Annotated in this window: 12 protein-coding genes and 2 pseudogenes; 8 read left to right on the top strand and 6 right to left on the bottom strand. The window is 72.6% G+C overall.

What is annotated here, in order from left to right; genetic code table 11:
* Window positions 1-2 precede the first annotated feature (2 nt).
* Window positions 3-1709, bottom strand: coding sequence for an NAD-binding protein (locus ENC19_RS26690; protein WP_164449827.1), 1707 nt, complete (start codon window positions 1707-1709; stop codon window positions 3-5).
* Between the two features lie 131 nt (window positions 1710-1840).
* On the opposite strand from ENC19_RS26690, the gene ENC19_RS26685 reads away from it, so the two are divergent.
* The 3 genes from ENC19_RS26685 to ENC19_RS26675 all read left to right on the top strand — a co-directional run bounded on the left by ENC19_RS26685 (window position 1841) and on the right by ENC19_RS26675 (window position 5250).
* A complete protein-coding gene (locus tag ENC19_RS26685) occupies window positions 1841-3052 on the top strand; it encodes a hypothetical protein (RefSeq protein ID WP_164449826.1) in 1212 nt (403 codons plus the stop codon).
* Window positions 3053-3236: 184 nt separating this feature from the next.
* Entirely contained in the window at window positions 3237-4271 is a 1035-nt protein-coding gene (locus tag ENC19_RS26680) for a phosphotransferase family protein (RefSeq protein ID WP_164449825.1), read from the top strand.
* 70 nt (window positions 4272-4341) lie between these two features.
* The gene (locus ENC19_RS26675) at window positions 4342-5250 is read left to right on the top strand and encodes an oxygenase MpaB family protein (protein WP_164449824.1); all 909 of its coding nucleotides are present in this window, start codon (window positions 4342-4344) and stop codon (window positions 5248-5250) included.
* Between the two features lie 36 nt (window positions 5251-5286).
* Here the strand turns inward: ENC19_RS26675 and ENC19_RS26670 are convergent, their stop codons facing one another.
* The 5 genes from ENC19_RS26670 to ENC19_RS26650 all read right to left on the bottom strand — a co-directional run bounded on the left by ENC19_RS26670 (window position 5287) and on the right by ENC19_RS26650 (window position 11713).
* On the bottom strand, window positions 5287-7089 hold the full coding sequence (locus tag ENC19_RS26670; RefSeq protein WP_164449823.1) for an IucA/IucC family protein: 1803 nt from the start codon (window positions 7087-7089) through the stop codon (window positions 5287-5289).
* Complete coding sequence (locus tag ENC19_RS26665) at window positions 7076-7687, bottom strand: GNAT family N-acetyltransferase (protein WP_164449822.1); 612 nt, start codon at window positions 7685-7687, stop codon at window positions 7076-7078. Before ENC19_RS26665 ends, ENC19_RS26670 begins: the two co-directional genes overlap by 14 nt.
* The gene (locus tag ENC19_RS26660) at window positions 7684-8964 is read right to left on the bottom strand and encodes a lysine N(6)-hydroxylase/L-ornithine N(5)-oxygenase family protein (protein WP_164449821.1); all 1281 of its coding nucleotides are present in this window, start codon (window positions 8962-8964) and stop codon (window positions 7684-7686) included. The genes ENC19_RS26665 and ENC19_RS26660 overlap by 4 nt, the downstream gene beginning before the upstream one ends.
* A 35-nt stretch (window positions 8965-8999) precedes the next feature.
* Complete coding sequence (locus ENC19_RS26655; RefSeq protein WP_164449820.1) at window positions 9000-10544, bottom strand: pyridoxal phosphate-dependent decarboxylase family protein; 1545 nt, start codon at window positions 10542-10544, stop codon at window positions 9000-9002.
* Between the two features lie 140 nt (window positions 10545-10684).
* Window positions 10685-11713 (bottom strand): ABC transporter substrate-binding protein, encoded by a 1029-nt coding sequence (locus ENC19_RS26650; RefSeq protein ID WP_164449819.1) that lies wholly within the window; start codon window positions 11711-11713, stop codon window positions 10685-10687.
* Window positions 11714-12119: 406 nt separating this feature from the next.
* Here ENC19_RS26650 and ENC19_RS26645 point away from each other — a divergent pair, with 406 nt between their 5' ends.
* The 5 genes and pseudogenes from ENC19_RS26645 to ENC19_RS26625 all read left to right on the top strand — a co-directional run bounded on the left by ENC19_RS26645 (window position 12120) and on the right by ENC19_RS26625 (window position 17378).
* Window positions 12120-12890 (top strand): FecCD family ABC transporter permease, encoded by a 771-nt coding sequence (locus tag ENC19_RS26645; protein WP_328824390.1) that lies wholly within the window; start codon window positions 12120-12122, stop codon window positions 12888-12890.
* Window positions 12887-13906 (top strand): annotated as a pseudogene (locus ENC19_RS26640) (FecCD family ABC transporter permease). The gene ENC19_RS26645 and the pseudogene ENC19_RS26640 overlap by 4 nt, the downstream one beginning before the upstream one ends.
* A 77-nt stretch (window positions 13907-13983) precedes the next feature.
* Window positions 13984-14799 (top strand): ABC transporter ATP-binding protein, encoded by an 816-nt coding sequence (locus ENC19_RS26635; protein ID WP_164449818.1) that lies wholly within the window; start codon window positions 13984-13986, stop codon window positions 14797-14799.
* Window positions 14796-16837: pseudogene (locus tag ENC19_RS26630) on the top strand (penicillin acylase family protein). The gene ENC19_RS26635 and the pseudogene ENC19_RS26630 overlap by 4 nt, the downstream one beginning before the upstream one ends.
* Window positions 16830-17378, top strand: a complete 549-nt coding sequence (locus ENC19_RS26625; protein WP_164449817.1) for a GNAT family N-acetyltransferase — start codon at window positions 16830-16832, stop codon at window positions 17376-17378. Before ENC19_RS26630 ends, ENC19_RS26625 begins: the two are co-directional and overlap by 8 nt.
* Window positions 17379-17506 lie beyond the last annotated feature (128 nt).

Raw genomic sequence — 17506 nt, 5'->3', positions numbered from 1 at the left:
TGTCACTCGTGCGGCACGATGTGCCGCACCGCGTCGGGGCGGGCTGCCGCCTCCGCCATCAGCCGGGCCAGCCCGGCCCTGGTCGCCACCACCGTGATCTTCTCTCCGGGACGCAACCGCCGTCCGTCCGCGACGGTCGCCGGCAGCTGACTGCCGACGAGGTTCGTCAACCGCAGCAACCATGTCTCGCCCGGCCGGCGCAGATCACCGACGGTCATCCGGGCCAGCAACGAGCGCTCGCCGACCGTCGTCTTCGCGACCAGCAACACCCGCCGGGCGACGGGAATCGCCTCCAGTTCGTGACCCAGCATCCGCGCCACGAACGACGGCACCGCGAGATAGCTGACACTGCGGGAGATGGTGAGGTCGAAGGCGCGCTGCACCTGGTCGGCGAAGTCGCCGTCGAAGAGCCGCAACACCACCCGCAGATCGGGCCGGACGGCGCGGCCGACCAGCGCGGTCTCCAGATTCGTCACATCGTCCGAGGTGAGTACGACAAGGGCGCGGCTGGTCGCCAGCGAAGCGGCGACCAGCGTCTCTCGACGACTCGCGTCCCCGACGATCAGCGGAATCCGCAGCTCCCGCGCAGCCGATACGCCGCGCGCGTCCGCCGAGCGGTCGATGGCGATCACGTCGACCCCGAGGGCGTGCAGACCTTCGACCACGTGGCTGCCGACCCCGCCCAGCCCGACCACGATGACGTGTCCGCTGGCCCGCCTCGGCAGGGAACCGTCCGCCACCTCCAGTCGTACCTTGATCACTGCGTCCACCACGGCGCCGGTGAGCAGCGGAATCAGGGCGATGCTGGCGATGGTGAGGACAACCAGCGTCGCCTTCTCCACCCCGGTGGCGGTCGGCTCGACGTCCGCGCCACCCAAGGTGGCGAGGACCGCCTCGAAAAACGCCTGGGACCAGGTGGTTGCCGGACGGCTCAGGGCGAGCACGACGGCGGCGGCGAGCAGCAGTCCGAGGAAGACGCCCAGGACGACGCGGATCCGGCGCCAGACCCGGCCCGCGATCGTTCCGAGCGGGTAGCCGTGGGTCATCGGGCGGCGGCGGGACGTCTCCGGACGCCAGGGTGCCACGGCGGCGAGCACCAGGTCGGCCTCGTGCTGGTGGGCCGGCAGTACCTCGACCTCGTCGCCGTTGCGGGTGATCGCCAGGCCACAGACCACCTCGTGCTCGCGTACCTCGTCGCGTCCGGCGACGAACATCGTGCCGTCGCGTAGGCCGTGCCGGGGAGTGGCCTGGCCGACGGCGGCGGAGACGAAGGCCGGCGCGGCCAGCGCCCCGTCGGACAGGACGGTGCAGTAGGGCAGTTGGTCGAGTCCTCGGCTCAGTCCGGTGTTGAACATCCGCACCACGATCCGCAGCGTCGGGTGCAGGTCGTGGGCCTGGAGCGCGGCCTCGATGTTCGCCACGTCGTTGCGGTCGACCAGGGCCAACGCGTCGGCCGTGCCCAGCCCGGCCGTCTGGTAGGCGTCGGTGTCCGGCCGCTCCGCCACGATGCACCGGACGCCGGGCAGCCGGGCGATGCGTCGACCGTACCGGGATGTCCGGGACCGCAGGATCACCGTGACCTGACCGCCGTGCCGGTTGGTGAGTTCGTCGGCGAGCCGGTACGCCAGGCTGTCGTCGCCGCAGATGACGAAGCGACGTGGCTCTTCCGGCTCCGGCTGGACCGGCGATCCGGACTCCGGGGCCTCCACGCCGCCGAGCGTATCGACCACCCGCCAGGCCAGGCGCTGGACACATCGCGGAACCCGGCAAGCCGCCGCAGGCCGCACGCATGGGACAGACGTGATCGCATGCGTGGATTCGCGATGCGATCATCAGGGCCATGCGCAAGATTGTCGTGACGACGGCCGCCGTCCTGCTGGTGTCGGGGTGCACCGGCGGATCGGCGGGCACGAGCACCTCGGCCCCCTCCGACGGACCACCCGGAGCCGTCGCCGCCGACGCGCCGGAACCGGGTTGGCGGCTGGCCACGCTGCCGGAGCTGGCCGGGCCCACAAGCGTGCTGTGGGACGTGGTGTCGGTGGACGCCAGGCACGCGTGGGCCGTCGGTAGCGAGGCTTACTCGCCCGACCAGCCGAACGACACCGGCACCCCGTTGGTCCTTCGGTGGGACGGAACGAACTGGACACGAGCGGCCGTGCCGGCGATCTCATGGCACGGCCGGCTCGACCTCGTCGCGGCCGACTCGCCGTCGAATGTCTGGGCGGTCGGCAGCACGGCCGCCGCCACCCCGGAGGAGCAGGTGACGCACGTCCTGCACTACGACGGCAGCGCCTGGCGCGAGGTGCCGTTCGCGCGGGGCGACGGCGAGAGCCAGGCACTGATCACCGGACTTACCGTCCTCGGCGAACAGACCTGGTTGGTGGGCAACGACGGCAGCAATGTGATCATCAAGCAGTGGGACGGACGATCCTGGCGGTCACACCAGCCGCCCGCCGAGTGCCGCACCGGCGGCACGTCCTTCGGTGGAATGCCGAACTTCTGCACCGTCACCGCGATCAAGGCCATCGGGCCGGATGACGTCTGGGCCGCCGGCAACGGCGCGTGGCAGGGCTTCAAGGGCCCGTTGCTCTTCCACTGGAACGGCTCGGGCTGGCGTACGGTCCAGGTGGGCGTCAACAACGACGAGTCCTCGTTCCGCGCGCTCGCGGGTCGATCCTCCAGCGAGCTGTGGGCGGTCGGCGACGGTGGGTTGGCCGTGCGCGGGGGCGGTGGATCGTTCGAACTGCTCAGGTACGCGCCGGGTGGCGCACTGCCCGACGTGGTCACCGACCACGCCGGACAGCCGTGGCTGATCGACAACTCGCCGACGCCGAGCGCTTCGCTTGTCACGTACCGGACGGGCGGGTGGGCCGGCGTTGCGGCGCCGCAGCCGCCGGACGCGGTCGGGCTGAGCCTGCACGGGATCGCCGGGACCCCGGGCAGCCCCCTGATGTTCGCGGTGGGCGCGGCAGATCTCCCCACCACCCCGCGCTACCTGCGGGGGGTCGTGCTCGAGTACGTGCCGGACGCGTCGACCGGATCACGCCACTGACGTCGACCCGGAGTGGTTCGCACAGCTACAGGTCTACAACCCCGTCGACGGGCCGGTGCCGGAGGTGATGCTGACCGGAGTGGTGACCGACGGCTGACCCGTGCCGCCCGCCGGCCGCACACCGGGTGCGGACGGCGGGCACGGGACGGACAGCGTGCGGAGCGCGGCCTACGCTGGCCGGGTGGTGCCGGTCAGTCCAACGCAGCGGGTCCTCTCCCCCGACGACGTGGTCGACTTCGTCCGGTCCTCGTTCGGGCCGGACCGGCGGGTGGCGGACTGCGGGCCGCTGTCCGGTGGCGGCTTCGCCGCGGTGTGGTGGGTCCGCCTCGACGGCGAGCGGCCGGGAGCGGGCCGCGTGGCACCAGGTCACCGCGACGTGGTGCTGAAGGTCGCCCCGCCGCCCACCGCGCGGCTGCTGCGCTACGAGACCGACCTGCTCGCCGCCGAGGCCCGATACTTCCGGCTGGTCGCCGAGCGGGCGCCGCAGGTGCCGGTGCCGCCGGTGCTGCACCACGGCCGGGACCGGCGGCTCGGTGAGTGGCTGGTCACCGGCCGGCTGCCCGGCCGGGCCCTGCCCGACCTGGACGGTGACGACGGGCCGGTCCGCGCCGACCTGGGCGCGGCGACGGCCGCCCTGCACCGGGTCACCGGCGACCGGTTCGGCTATGACGCCGGCCGCACCGGCGGCGCGACCTGGTCGGCCGCGTTCACCGCGATGATCGACGACCTGATCGCCGACGCGGTCGACTGGCAGGTGCCGCTGCCGGTGCCGCCGCAGCGGTTGCGGGCACTCGTGACCCGGCACGGCGAGGTGCTCGACACGGTACGCCGGCCGGCGCTGCTGCACTTCGACTGCTGGGACGGCAACGTCCTCGCCGACCGGGACGCCGACGGCGCGTACCGGATGTGTGGGCTGGTCGACGGCGAGCGGTTCCTCTACGGTGATCCGCTGCTCGACCTGGTCTCACCGCTGCTGTTCCGCCGCGCCGAGGACGAACCGACGCACCCGTTCCTGCGCGGCTACGCCGAGGCCACCGGTGTGCCGCTCGCCTTCGACGACGGAGCACGCCGCCGGCTCACGCTGTACCGGATGCACCTGCACCTGCTGATGACCTCGGAGATGCCCAGCCGGGGCATCACGCCGAAGAACGACCCCGGCCGGCACACGCTGCTGGCCGAGTTGCTCGACCGCGACCTGGTCGAGCTGGCCGCGGACTGAGCCGACGGCCCAACGGCCGGCCGGACCAGTTGGCCGGGCCGGCAGTCGACCACCGCTGGAGGTGCCGCTGTTGCGAGACCGTCACGCCAACCTGGCGCGTATCCGGTCGCTCGACCCTGAGCGTGACCACCTGGAGATCTACCAGACGATGCTGCGCCACGAGTTCTGCTGGGATCTGCGGCTCGGGCTCAACCTGGCGTTCAACCGCTCCTTCTCGATTCCGGAGATCGCCGCCGTGCACACCGCCACCGGTGAGCTGACCCAGCGGACCCGCAAGCGCATCGACGACACCGGGCTGTTGATGTACGAGATGGTGCTCAACGGCTTCGACCATCCGCGCGGGCGGGCCGCGTTGCGCCGGGTCAACCAGATCCATCGCCCGTACGGCATCGGCAACGACCACTATCGGTACGTGCTCGGCTGTCTGGTGGTGATCCCGACCCGCTGGATCGACCGGCACGGCTGGCGTCCCACCTGCTGTCACGAGCGGCGCGCCACCCATGCGCTCTACCGGGAGCTGGGCCGCCGGATGGGCATCACCGACATCCCGGAGACCTACCGGGAGTTCGCCGACTGGTTCGACGCCTACGACGCGGCGCACCTGCGCCCCAACGACGACGCGGCGGCGATCGAACGGGCCACCCGGGAGCTGCTGCTCGGCCGGCTGCCCCGCCCGCTGGCTCCGATCGGCGACGCCCTGGTCGCCGCGCTGTACGACGACCGGCTGCGCGCGGCCGCCCGGGTCGCCACCCCGGCCTGGCCGGTACGCGCCGGACTGCACGCCGGCCTGCGCGTCCGGGCGTGGCTGCTGCGCCACCTCGGCCGGCCGCGCACCGCGCCGCTGTTCGCCGGCGGCGTGATCAGCACCCGGACGTACCCGGACGGCTACACCATCGACCAGCTCGGCCCGGCCGACACCACCGATTCGCGGACGACCGGCGGCGGTGCCGTCACCGCGAGCCGCCCCGATCCCGACTGACGGCGACGGCCGGTCGGGATCGAGGTCCGCCGGCGGTCAGGACGGTGCGAACCGGGCTAGCGGGTTGGTCAGGGCACCGACCAGTTGCAGGGCCGCCGACGGGTCGGCCAGGTCGACCATCTGCTGGTTGTCGCGCAGTTGCAGCCGGTTGAGGCAGGACAGTGCGAACTCCGGGGCGAACAGGTCGTAGCGGGCCAGCCGGTCGGCCAGGTGCGGTACCCGGCCGGCGTACTCGGTGGCGCAGTCGGCCACGGTACGCCAGAACTCCTCCTCGCCGAGGACGCCCTGGTCGGCAAGGGTCGCGCCGAGGAATCGGAAGAAGCAGTCGAAGACGTCCGTGAAGATCGACAGCAGCTTCATGTCCTCCGGGATGTCGGCCCGGATCCGCTCGACCGCCGGCGGCAGCTGCGCGTCGGCTCCCATCACCACGATCTCCTCGGCGATGTCCTTGAAGATCGCGCGCTCGACGACGCCGTCGCGCAGCACCAGGATGACGTTCTCGCCGTGCGGCATGAACGCCAGGTCGTAGGCGTAGAAGGCGTGCAGCAGCGGGGTCAGGTAGGCGGTCAGGTAGCGGCGCAGCCACTGCGCCGGTGCCAGCCCGGAGGCCGCGATCAGCTCGGCGGCGAACGACCGGCCGTCGGCGTCGACGTGCAGCAGCGACGCCATGGTGGCCAGTCTCCGGCCGTCCGCCAGGTCGGGTACCGGGCTCTCCCGCCACAGCGCGGCGAGCATCTTCCGGTACGGGGAGTAGCGGTCGGTGGCGGCCTCGTACTGGCGGTGCCGGTAGCCGACCGCGGCCCGCTCCCGGATGATCGTCAGTCCGGTGGCCCGGAACACCTCGTCGCCGTCGATCAGGTCGGCCAGCCAGTCGTTGATGGCCGGGGTGGCCTCCATGTACGCGGCCGACAGGCCCCGCATGAAGCCCATGTTCAGCACGGACAGCGCGGTCTTGACGTAGTGCCGCTCGGGGTGGCTGACGTTGAAGAAGGTGCGGATGGACTGCTGGGCGAGATACTCGTCGGGGCCCTCGCCGAGGCAGACCAGCCGGCGACGCGCCACCTCGCCGGCGAAGGTGACCGACAGCTTGTTCCACCACTGCCACGGATGTACCGGGATGAGGTGGTAGTCGGCGAGGTCGAGGCCCAGCTCGGTCATGGTCGCGGCGAACCGGGCGAGGGTCGCCTCGCCCAGTTCGGTGCGCAGCAGCGTCTCCCGGTCCAGGTCCGCCGAGCTGGTGAAGGTGGCGTGGTCGCGGTGGGCGGCGAGCCAGATCAGCCGTACCGGGTGGGCCGCCTCGGGGGCGTACCGGTGGTACTCGTCGACGCCGAAGCCGAGCCGTCCGTTGTTGGCCACGAAACAGGGATGACCCTCGGTCATCGAGGTCTCGATGGTCTGGAAGTCGGCCGCCACCAGCTTCGCCGCGCCGGGCAGCGCCCGGTCCAGCTTGTACGCCAGGCCGGCGAGGGTGGACGTGATCTCCTCGAGGTAGACCGGCAGGATCCGGTCGGTGAGGCCGAGCGCGTCACGCAGGTCGAGGCAGAAGTCGACCGCGTCCAGCGGCAGCGACTCACCGTCCCGGTGCCGGCTGATGCTCTCCGGGTCGATGTCCCAGTGCTCCAGGGTCATCACCCGGGCCGCGAACCGGTACCGGACCGCGCCGGAGGCGGCGGTGACGGTGTACCAGCGGCGGCCGGTGGAGTCGGCGGCCGAGCCCTCCGGTTCGGGGGTGAGCAGCCGCTCGTGGCTGAATTCGGCCAGCGCCTTGCGTACCAGCAGGCGGTTGGCCCGCTCCCAGGTTTCCGGGCGCAGGTGGGCGACCGGGTCAGGCGAGGTCACGGTGATGCTCCTTCGTCTCGGTGCCGGCCGCTGCGGTCACGTCGGTGGCGGCGCGGAATCCTTGCCGGGTGCAGATGCTCAGCAGGGCGATCTTCTCCGGCTTGGTCACCGGTCCGACCACCTCGAAGCCGACCGCCGCGTTGAGCGCCTGCACGGCGGTGTTGCGCACGTCCGGCTCGACCACCACCCGTTCGGTGGCCGGGTCGGCGAACAGCCAGGCCATCACCGTGGTGATGACGGCCCGAGTGAAGCCGGACACCGGGGTGGCGGTGGGTGCGCAGAGGAAGTGCATCCCGACGTCGCCGGGCCGCGCGTCGTGCAGGCCGACCAGCTCGACGTGCGCCGGGTCGTACCGTTCGGCGAGGAAGGCCGGCTCGCCGCGCCACAGGCCGAGGTACGCCTCGTGGTGCGGGTGCTCGGCGATGCGGCGGTACTCCGCGGCCACGGCGTCGAGGTCGGCGTCCTGCATCAGCCAGAACGCCGCCTTGGGATGGGTCACCCACCGGTGCAGCAGCGGCGCGTCGACGGCCAGGTCGATCGTACGCAGGGCGAACTCGCCGAGTCGCCGATCATGGCGGACGTGGACGAGCTGGGTCACCCCGGCACCCCGAAGTCCTGGAAAGTGATCGACTTCTCGATGGGGTACGGCTCGCGGCCGAGCAGCTCCCGGATGATCCAACTGTTGCGGTACGGACCCATGCCGAGGTCGGGCGAGGTGACGCTGTGGGTGTGGGTGCCACCGTTCTGCAGGAACACGCCGCGCCCGGTGGAGTCCACACTGTAGTTGCGGGCGACGTCGAGCCGACCGTGGTCGTCGAAGCGCAGCCGGTGCCGGATCGGCTCCAGGAACGCGGGTACCTCGTACCGGTATCCGGTGGCCAGCACCAGCCCCTCGGTGTCCAGGGTGAAGTCCCGCTCCTGCTCGACGTGGCGCAGCCGAAGGGTGTGCTTCCCGGTGCTCTCGTCGTACGTCACCTCGGTCAGCTCGGTGTTGGTGAGCAGCCGGGTGTTCACCGGTCCGTCGACGCTGCAGGCGTAGAGCAGGTCGTAGATGTCGTTGACCAGGTCGGCGGAGATGCCCTTGAACAACCCCTTCTGCTCGGCCTCCAGCCGGTACCTGGTGGGCTCCGGCAGCGCGTGGAAGTAGTCCACGTAGTCCGGCGAGGTCATCTCCAGCGTGAGCTTCGTGTACTCCAGCGGGAAGAAGCGCGGCGAGCGGGTCACCCAGTTCAACTGGTAACCGTGGGTGCCGATGTCGCCGAGCAGGTCGTGGTAGATCTCGGCGGCGCTCTGCCCGCTGCCGACGACGGTGATGCTCCGCTTGGCCCGCAACGCGTCCCGGTGCGCCAGGTACCGGGAGTTGTGCACCGCGTCGGAGGTCAGGCCGGCGCAGGCGTCCGGCAGGTGCGGCGGGGTGCCGGTGCCGAGCACCAGATGCCGGGCCCGGTGGGTCACGACGGCACCGTCGACGGTGGCGGTCACCACGTAGCGGTCGTCGGTCGGGTCGTACTCGACGGCGGTGACCTGGTGACCGAAGCGCAGGTTGGGCAGCTTGGCGGCGGCCCAACGGCAGTATGCGTCGTACTCCACCCGCAGCGGGAAGAAGTTCTCCCGGATGTAGAAGGGGTAGAGCCGGCCGATCTCCTTGAGGTAGCTCAGGAAGGAGAAGGGCGAGGTGGGGTCGGCGAGGGTGACCAGATCGGCCAGGAACGGCGTCTGCAACCGGGACGACTCCAGCAGCATGCCGGGGTGCCAGGAGACGTCGTCGCGGGCCTCCAGGAACAGCCCGTCGAGTTCGGCGATGGGTGCGGTCAGGCAGGCCAGGCCGAGGTTGTACGGCCCGAGGCCGATCCCGATGAAGTCGTAGCTTCGCATCCGGCCCTCCAGGCTCGGGTTGGCAGCTGGCATGGTCAGCCGACCGGGCAGGTCAGGTCGGCGGCGGGCACGTGTTCGTGCAGGTAGCGCCCGGCGTGCTCGGCGATCAGGTCCAGCACGTAGGCGACGTCGGCGACAGTGGTGGCCGGGTTGAGCACGGTGAACTTGAGGTACTGGCGGCCGTCGACCTTGGTGCCGGCGACCACGCCGAGGCCGGAGGCGGCCAACGCCTCGCGGGCGCGCAGGTTGGCCGCGTCGGTCAGGTCCGGGCCCGGCCCGCTGGGTCGCCAACGGAACACCACGGTGCTCAGCTGCGAACGGGTCAGCACCTCGAATCGCGGGTCGGCGGCGACCAGCTCCCACGCCTGCGCGGCCCGGTCGCAGACCTCGTCGAAGAGTTCACCGACCGCGTCGGGCCCCATCACCCGCAGGGTCAACCAGAGCTTGAGCGCGTCGAACCGGCGGGTGGTCTGCAGGCTCTTGTCGACCTGGTTGGGGATGCGCTGGGCGACCGTCCGGGCCGGGTTGAGGTAGTCGGCGTGCCAGGTGGCGTGCCGCAGGGTCCGCCGGTCACGGACCACCAGGGCGCTGGAGCTGACCGGCTGGAAGAAGGACTTGTGGTAGTCGACGGTCACCGAGTCGGCGCGCTCGATGCCGTCGAGCAGGTGCCGGCGGGTCGGCGAGACCAGCAACCCGCATCCGTACGCGGCGTCGACGTGCAGCCACACCCCGGCCGTGGCGCACACCTCGGCGATCTCGTCGAGCGGGTCGATGGTGCCGAAGTCGGTGGTGCCGGCGGTGGCCACCACCGCCATGACGGTCAGGCCGGCCCGCCGGCAACGGGCGATCTCGTGCCGGACCGCGCCCGGACGCATCCGCCGGTCCGGGCCGGTCTCCACCACCACGACCGCGTCCGGTGCCAGGCCGAGCAGCTTGGCCGCCTTCTGCACGCTGAAATGACCGGCCGCCGAGGCGATGATCCGCAGCTGGGGCAGCAGGATCCGCCGGTCGGCGGGGGTCGCGGCAGCCAGCGCCTCCTCCCGGGCCAGCAGCAGGGCGTGCAGGTTCGACTGGGTGCCGCCGCTGGTGAAGACCCCGTCGGCGGCCGGACCGAGGCCGATCCGGTCGGCGGTCCACTCGACGAGCCGGCGCTCGATCAGGGTGCCGCCGGCGCTCTGGTCCCAGGTGTCCATCGAGGAGTTGACCGCGCTGAGGACCGCCTCGCCGAGCAGTGCCGGAATCACCACCGGGCAGTTGAGGTGGGCCAGGTACCGGGGGTGGTGGAACCAGACCGCGTCGCGCAGGTAGACGTCCTCCAACTCGTCGAGCGCGGCGGTGGTGTCGCCCAACGGCCGGTCCAGGTCGATCGCCTCCACCTGGGGGGCGAGTTCGTCCGGGCGTACGCCGGTGAACGGTCCGGTGGCCTCGGCGATCCGCCGGGCCACCCGGTCGGTGCCGGCGGCCACCGCCCGGCGGTACTGCTCGACCGTGTCGTCGCTGAGCAGGTGGGCCCGGGCGGGTGTGGGGCCGGGCCGCAGGGGGGTCGGCGTTGCCTCGGCGGTGTGCACCGGCAGGGTCATGGACGTGTCCTCCACGCTCGGCGGTTCGGTTTTCGGGCAGCCGGAACGGGCCGCACGACAGGTGGGCGGCACTCGGATCGGGTCTGGCAGGGCGGTGGCGGGGCGGCCGGTGCTGACCGCAGCCGGCCGGCCCGCCCAGGTCAGGTGAGCTTCTTGGCGCCCTGGATCGCCTTGGCGAGGTTCTCCAGCAGCGGCGCCGCGCCGGCGTACGAGAAGCGTGGCACCGCGTCCCACGGCGTGACCTGCCCGGCCTGTACGGCGGGCAGCTGCTTCCAGGTGGGCTTGGCGGCCAGGTCGGTGGGTTGCAGGGCGGTGCCGCGGTTGTCGAGCAGGATCAGGTCGGCGGCGAACTTTCCGGCGTTCTCCCAGCTGAGCGCCTCGAAGTAGTCACCGGCCTCCAGCTTGGTCGGCACCACGATGTCGACGCCGAGTTCGGCGAAGTACATCAGGTCGGTGCTGACCTTGGGGTTGGAGACGTAGAACAGGTCGGGGCTGCCCGAGGCGGCCATCACCTTGATGCCCGGATTTGCCGCGACGGCCTGGCGTACCGCCTCGGCGGCGGCCTCGAACCGCGCCTTGGCGTCGGTGACCTTCGCCGCCGACAGGTCGGCGCCGAGGGACTCGGCGAGCTGGGCGTAACGCTCGATCGGCTTGGTCATCGGCACCCGGGCGGTGGTGATGGTCACCACCGGTGCCAGCGGCAGGATCTTGTCCTTGCTCTCGTCCGGGACGTACCAGTAGGCGCCCGGGTCGTACATGTGGGTGACCAGCAGTTCCGGGCGCAGGGCGGCGTACTTCTCGACGCTGAACTCGCCCCAGACGTTGCCGAGGATCTCGACGCTCTCCACGTCCAGGTCGCCGGCCTGCGGCTCGACGCTGCCGTCGGCCTTCCTGGTCTCGCCGAAGACCCCGACGATCTCGCTTCCGAGTCCGAAGTCGACGAGCGCCGCGGCGGAGCCGGTGAAGGCGACCACCCGGTCGGGCCGGGCGTCGGCGGTCACCGTCTCGGGGCGGTCGTCGGTGAACGACCAGGGCCCGGAGCCGTTGTCGGTGTCGGTGCCGGAGGTGTCGTCACGGCCGCAGCCGACGAGCGCGGCGGCCATGGCGGCGCCGCCGATGGCGAGCAGCCCCCGACGGGAGAGGCGACGGGCGGAGTGGTGCTCAGACATGCGTCTCGTCTTTCGATCAGGGTCTCGGACCATGGACAGCCGGGGTTAGGCTAACCTAACCTAACTTCCTGCCTACACTCGGCTCCTGTCAAGTCCCGACGGCGTTTCGCACCACACTGGAGTTCACCCTGTCCGTCATCGAGTCGCCACCCCGCGAGCAGCCGACGCGGCCGACCACGGCACCCCGGCAGCGCCGCAACGCCCTGCGCGCCGGCGGTCTCCTCGTCGCCGCGCTGGCCCTGCTCGCGGTCGCGGTGCTCAGCATCGCCGTCGGCGCCAAGCCGATCCCCCCGTCCGACGTCTGGCACGCCCTGACCGAACGCGACGCCGCCGAGCACACCGTCGTACGGCAGCTGCGGCTGCCCCTTACGCTGCTCGGTCTGCTGGCTTCGGTGCCGCGCTCGGCGTGGCCGGCGCGGCGATGCAGGCCCTCACCCGCAACCCGCTCGCCGACCCCGGCCTGCTCGGCATCAACGCCGGGCCGCCGCCGCCATCGCCACCGCCACCGCCCTGTTCGGCCTCGGCGGCGGCACCGGCAGGTGTGGTTCGCCCTCTCGGCGCCGCTGTCACCGTCGGGGTGTACGCCGTCGGTGGCGGTCGCGCCGCGACCCCGGCCCGCCTGGCGTTGGCCGGCGCGGCGCTCAACGCGGCCCTCTACTCCTACGTCAGCGCGGTGATGCTGCTCGACGCGGCCGGCCTGGAACGGCTGCGCTTCTGGACCGTCGGCTCACTGGCCAGCGCCGACGCCGGCACGGTGCTGCGGGTACTGCCGTTCATCGCGGTTGGGCTGCTGGTCGCGCTGGCCGCCGCCCGTCCGCTCAACGCCCTCGCCCTCGGTGACGACGCCGCGCAGGCCCTGGGTGCCCGACCGGCCGTGGCCCGAGCCGGTGTGATCATCGCCATCACCCTGCTCTGCGGGGCCGCCACCGCCGCCTGCGGACCGATCGTCTTCGTCGGTCTGCTCGTGCCGCACCTGGTCCGCGCCCTCACCGGCCCCGACCTGCGCTGGCTGCTGCCCTACTGCGCACTGCTCGCCCCGGTGCTGCTGCTCGGCTCCGACGTGCTCGGGCGGGTCCTCGGCCGCCCCGGCGAACTCCAGGTCGGACTCATCACCGCAGTCGTCGGCGGTCCGCTGTTCCTGGCGCTGGTGCTCCGGACGAGGACGATCCGATCATGATCGTGATCCGTACGCCCGCCCGGCTCTCCGTCCGGTTGCGTCCCCGCGTCCTCGCCGTCGGCACGGTCTGCCTGCTGCTCACCGTCGGCGTCGGCGTACTGGCCATCGGGCACGGCGAGTACCCGATGTCACCGATCGACGTGTTGCGCACGCTGACCGGTGGCGGCAGCCCCGCCGAGGAGTTCATCGTCACCCAGCTGCGGCTGCCCCGGCTGGTCACCGGACTGGCCGTGGGCACCGCGCTCGGCCTGGCCGGAGCGGTCTTCCAGTCGCTGGTCCGCAACCCGCTGGGCAGCCCGGACGTGCTCGGCTTCACCCAGGGCGCGGCCACGGGCGCGCTCGTCGTGGTCGCCGTCAGCGGCAGCAGTGCCGCCCTCGCCGGTTCCGCGGCCCTCGGCGGGGTGGTCACCGGCCTGCTCATCTACCTGATCGCCTGGCGGCGCGGCGTGCACGGCTACCGGCTGGTCCTGGTCGGCATCGGCATGTCTGCCATCCTCACCGGCGTCAACGGCTACCTGATGACCCGGGTACCGCTGATGAGCGCCTCCCGGGCGATGCTCTGGCTCACCGGCAGCCTCGACGGTCGCGGCTGGTCCGACGCCGCACCGCTGCTGGCCGCCCTCGCGGTACTGGTACCGGCGCTGCTGGCCTGCGCGCCGGCGCTGCGGATGACCGAGTTGGGCGACGACGCCGCCAGCGGGCTGGGGGTCAGCGTGCACCGGCTGCGGATGCTGCCTCGCCGGGGCCGCGCTGCTGGTGGCGCTGTCCGCAGCCGCCGCCGGACCCTGCCGTTCCGTCGCGCTCACCGCCCCGCACCCTGGCCCGACGACTCCCGGGCCCGGGGTCACCCTGCTGCCTGCGGCGGTCGTCGGCGCGCTGATCCACGTCCTCCGCCGGCTCAGGTCGCGCTGCGCGCCCTGCCCGGCCAACTACCGGTCGGCGTGGTGACCGGCGTGATCGGCGGCGGCTACCTGGTGTGGCTGCTGGCCACCGAGCGCCGGGCGGGCCGGCTGTGACCGCCCGGCAGTCCGGCGGACCGGGCCGGACCAGCGGGTCGGTCCTGACCACCAGACCTCAGAACGGAGCAACAAGCATGTCGACCTCCCGGCTCGGTGGCGACGGGCTGCGGCTCGCCTACGACCGACGCGTCGTCGCCGAGGACCTCACCGTCGCCGTGCCCGACCGCTCCTTCACGGTCATCATCGGCCCGAACGCGTGCGGCAAGTCCACCCTGCTGCGGGCGCTGTCGCGGCTGCTGAGGCCGACCGCCGGGGCGGTGCTGCTCGACGGGACGGACATCCACCGGCTACCCGCCCGCGCCGTGGCCCGTACGCTCGGGCTGCTGCCCCAGTCGCCGATCGCCCCGGACGGCATCGACGTGGCCGAGCTGGTGGCCCGGGGGCGCTACCCGCACCAGGGGCTGCTGCGACAGTGGTCCCGCGACGACGAGCGGATCGTCGCGGAGTCGATGGCCGCCACCGGCGTCGACGACCTCGGCGACCGGCTGGTCGACGAACTATCCGGCGGCCAGCGGCAGCGGGTCTGGCTGGCCATGGCGTTGGCCCAGCAGACACCCCTGCTGCTGCTGGACGAGCCGACCACGTACCTCGACATCGCCCACCAGATCGAGGTGCTCGACCTGTGCGCCCGGCTGCACGAGGAGCAGGGTCGCACGCTGGTCGCGGTGCTGCACGACCTCAACCACGCCGCCCGCTACGCCACCCACCTGATCGCGATGCGTGACGGACGGGTGGTGGCCGCCGGCGAACCCCGCCGGATCGTCACCGCCGAACTCGTCGAGGAGGTCTTCGGCCTGCCCTGCCGGGTCATCGACGACCCGGAGACGGGCACCCCGCTGGTGGTGCCGGCGGCCCGTGCCCGAGCGCGCGCCGGTACGGTGACGCGGTGAACGCCCGCCGCTACCGCGACGGCTACGGCGTCCCCCACCTGCGCGCCGACGACCACCCGTCGCTGGCCTACGCCCAGGGTCGGGTCACCGCCCTGGACCGGGCCTGGCAGATCGAGGTGGAACGGCACCGGTCCCAGGGCACCTCCGCCTCCTTCCTCGGTACCGAGGCGGTGGCCTGGGACAGCTTCGCCCGCCGGGCCCGGCTCGCCGACACCGCGCGACGCTGCCACGCCGCCCTCGACCCGGGCACCGCCGAGTGGGTGGGGCGCTACGTGGACGGGGTCAACGACGGGCTGTCCGCCGGTGCGGCACGGGCCCCCGAGTTCGCCGCCACGGGCCTACGGCCGGGGCGTTGGCAGCCGTGGACGCCGCTCGCGCTCTGGCTCGGACATCACGTGCTCTTCGCGGGTTTCGGCACCAAACTCTGGCGCGACCACGTGGCCCGCCGGCTCGGCCCGCAGGCCGCCGGCCTGTTCGCCGTCGACAACCAGGTCACCTCGGGCAGCAACGGCTGGCTGCTCGCCGCCGACCGCACCGCCACCGGCGCCGCCCTGATCGCCGGTGATCCGCACCGGTTCATCGAGGCGCCCGGCATCTACCAGCAGATCCGGCTGGCCTGCCCGGAGTACGACGTGCTCGGCTTCGCGGTGCCCGGCATCCCGGGCATCCCGCACTTCGGCCACGCCGGGGAGGTGGCCTGGGCGATCACCAACGCCATGGCCGACTACCAGGACGGATACGCCGAACGGCTGCGCCGCCGGGGCGACCGGGTCGAGGCGTACGGGCCGCAAGGATGGCGGCCGGCGCACCGGCACGTCGAGACGATCGAGGTGGCCGGCGCCGCGCCGATCGAGGTCGAGGTGATCGAGACCGAGCGGGGGCCGCTGGTCTCCGGTGGACCGGACGACGACCCGGCCATCACGGTCAGCCTGCGCTATCCGCCCCGTGTCCTGGGTGAGCTGGGCTTCGGCGTCCTGCCGGCGCTGCTGCGGGCGCGCACCGTCGACGATGTCGACGCGGCACTCGACGACTGGGTCGAACCGGTGAACGTGGTCCTCGCGGCCGACACCGCCGGCGGCCTGCTGCACCGGGTGGCCGGGCGGGTGCCGCGACGCCACCCCGCCAACGGGCTGGGGGTGGTCCCCGGCTGGGAGGCGAGCCACGCCTGGCAGGGCTGGCACGACATGCCGAGCAGCCCGGTCGGTCAGGTGGCGGTGATGGCCAACGAGCGTGGCCTCGCCGCCGGGCTCGGTGTGGAGTTCGCGCCGCCGTACCGGGCCGACCGGATCCGCCACCTGCTGGACACCACCGACGACTGGCGTGCCGAGCAGCTCGCGACCGTGCACACCGACACCCACCTGGCCGCCGCCGGCCCGCTGCTGGACCTGCTCGTCCCGCTGGACGGGCTCGAACCGGCCGCCGCCGAGCTGCGGAACGTCTGCTGACCTGGGACCGCCGGATGGACGCCGACAGCGTCGACGCCGCCGCCTTCGCCGACCTGCGGGCCGCCGTGACCCGCCGGCTCGCCGCCCACCCCGCCCTGGCGGCGCTTGCCGAACCACCCCCCTACCCGGAGGTGTTCCGGCCGTGGCTGGGCCTACCGGCCCGCGTCGGGTACGCGGTGACACCGCTGCTGCACGCCGACCTTCCCGGCCTGGATCGGGCCCATCTGCTGCGCGAGACCCTGACGGAGGTGGCCGCCGCCGGCGACACCCACCGCTGGGGCGAACGGCACCGGCTCCTGCCATGGCGGGCCCTGCCGGAGCCGGCCGCGTCGCCGGGGCCGCAACTGTCCGGTGACCACGACTGCGTGCTGGCCACCTCGAGCGTCCCCGGGGTCACCGACCTGTGTCTGCGCGGGCCGGCGGCCCGCTACGTGTGGGACCTGGCCCGGCGGGACGACAGCCGCTGGGTGGTGCCGTTCGGCGCCACCGGCGCCGGACCGCACCGCGACGACCAACTGCCGCTGTGGTTGCGCGGCGACCTGATCCAGACCTGCTGCGACTGGGACCGGCTGACCGAGGAGCACGATGACTGACCGCCACCACTACGAACGTCACGTGCCCCGGTTCGGTGTGGTGGCCTTCCGGCCGGTCGAGCCGGACGCCGACGCCGAGGTGATCCACTCCTGGGTCAGTCAGGAGCGGGCCCGGTTCTGGGGGATGCGCGACGCCGACCGGGAGCGGGTCGCCGAGATCTACCGGTTCGTGGACTCGCTGTCCACCCACCACGCGTACCTCACCCTGCGCGACGGGCACCCGGTGGCGCTGTTCCAGACCTACGAACCGGAGCACGACCCGGTCGGCAGGTGCTACCCGGTACGCCCCGGCGACCACGGTGGACACCTGCTGATCGGCACCCCGGTACGCCCCGAACCGGGGTTCACCGGCACGCTGCTGGCCGAGTTCGTCGCCTTCGTCTTCACCGACCACCGGCGGCTACGACTGGTGATGGAACCGGACGCCCGCAACGACAAGGCGATCGCCCGACTGCGCCGGGCCGGCTTCGTCGACGGTCCGCTGATCGACCTGCCCGACAAACGCGCCCGGCTGATGTTCCTCGACCGCCCGTCGGCGTAGCCCTTCATGCAGCATGTCGCGCCCTCCCGCCGCCCGGAGACCGCGAGATGCCGCATGTCGCCGACCGCCGCCGCACCGACACCGCGAGACGCCGCATGTCGCGCCCGCCGCCGCGCCGGACACCGCGA

Source organism: Verrucosispora sioxanthis, assembly GCF_010560025.1.
In the GTDB taxonomy this organism is placed as follows: Bacteria; Actinomycetota; Actinomycetes; order Mycobacteriales; family Micromonosporaceae; genus Micromonospora; species Micromonospora palythoicola.
The sequence above is the reverse complement of the archived record's forward strand: the minus strand, read 5'-3'. Positions and strand labels throughout refer to the sequence as shown.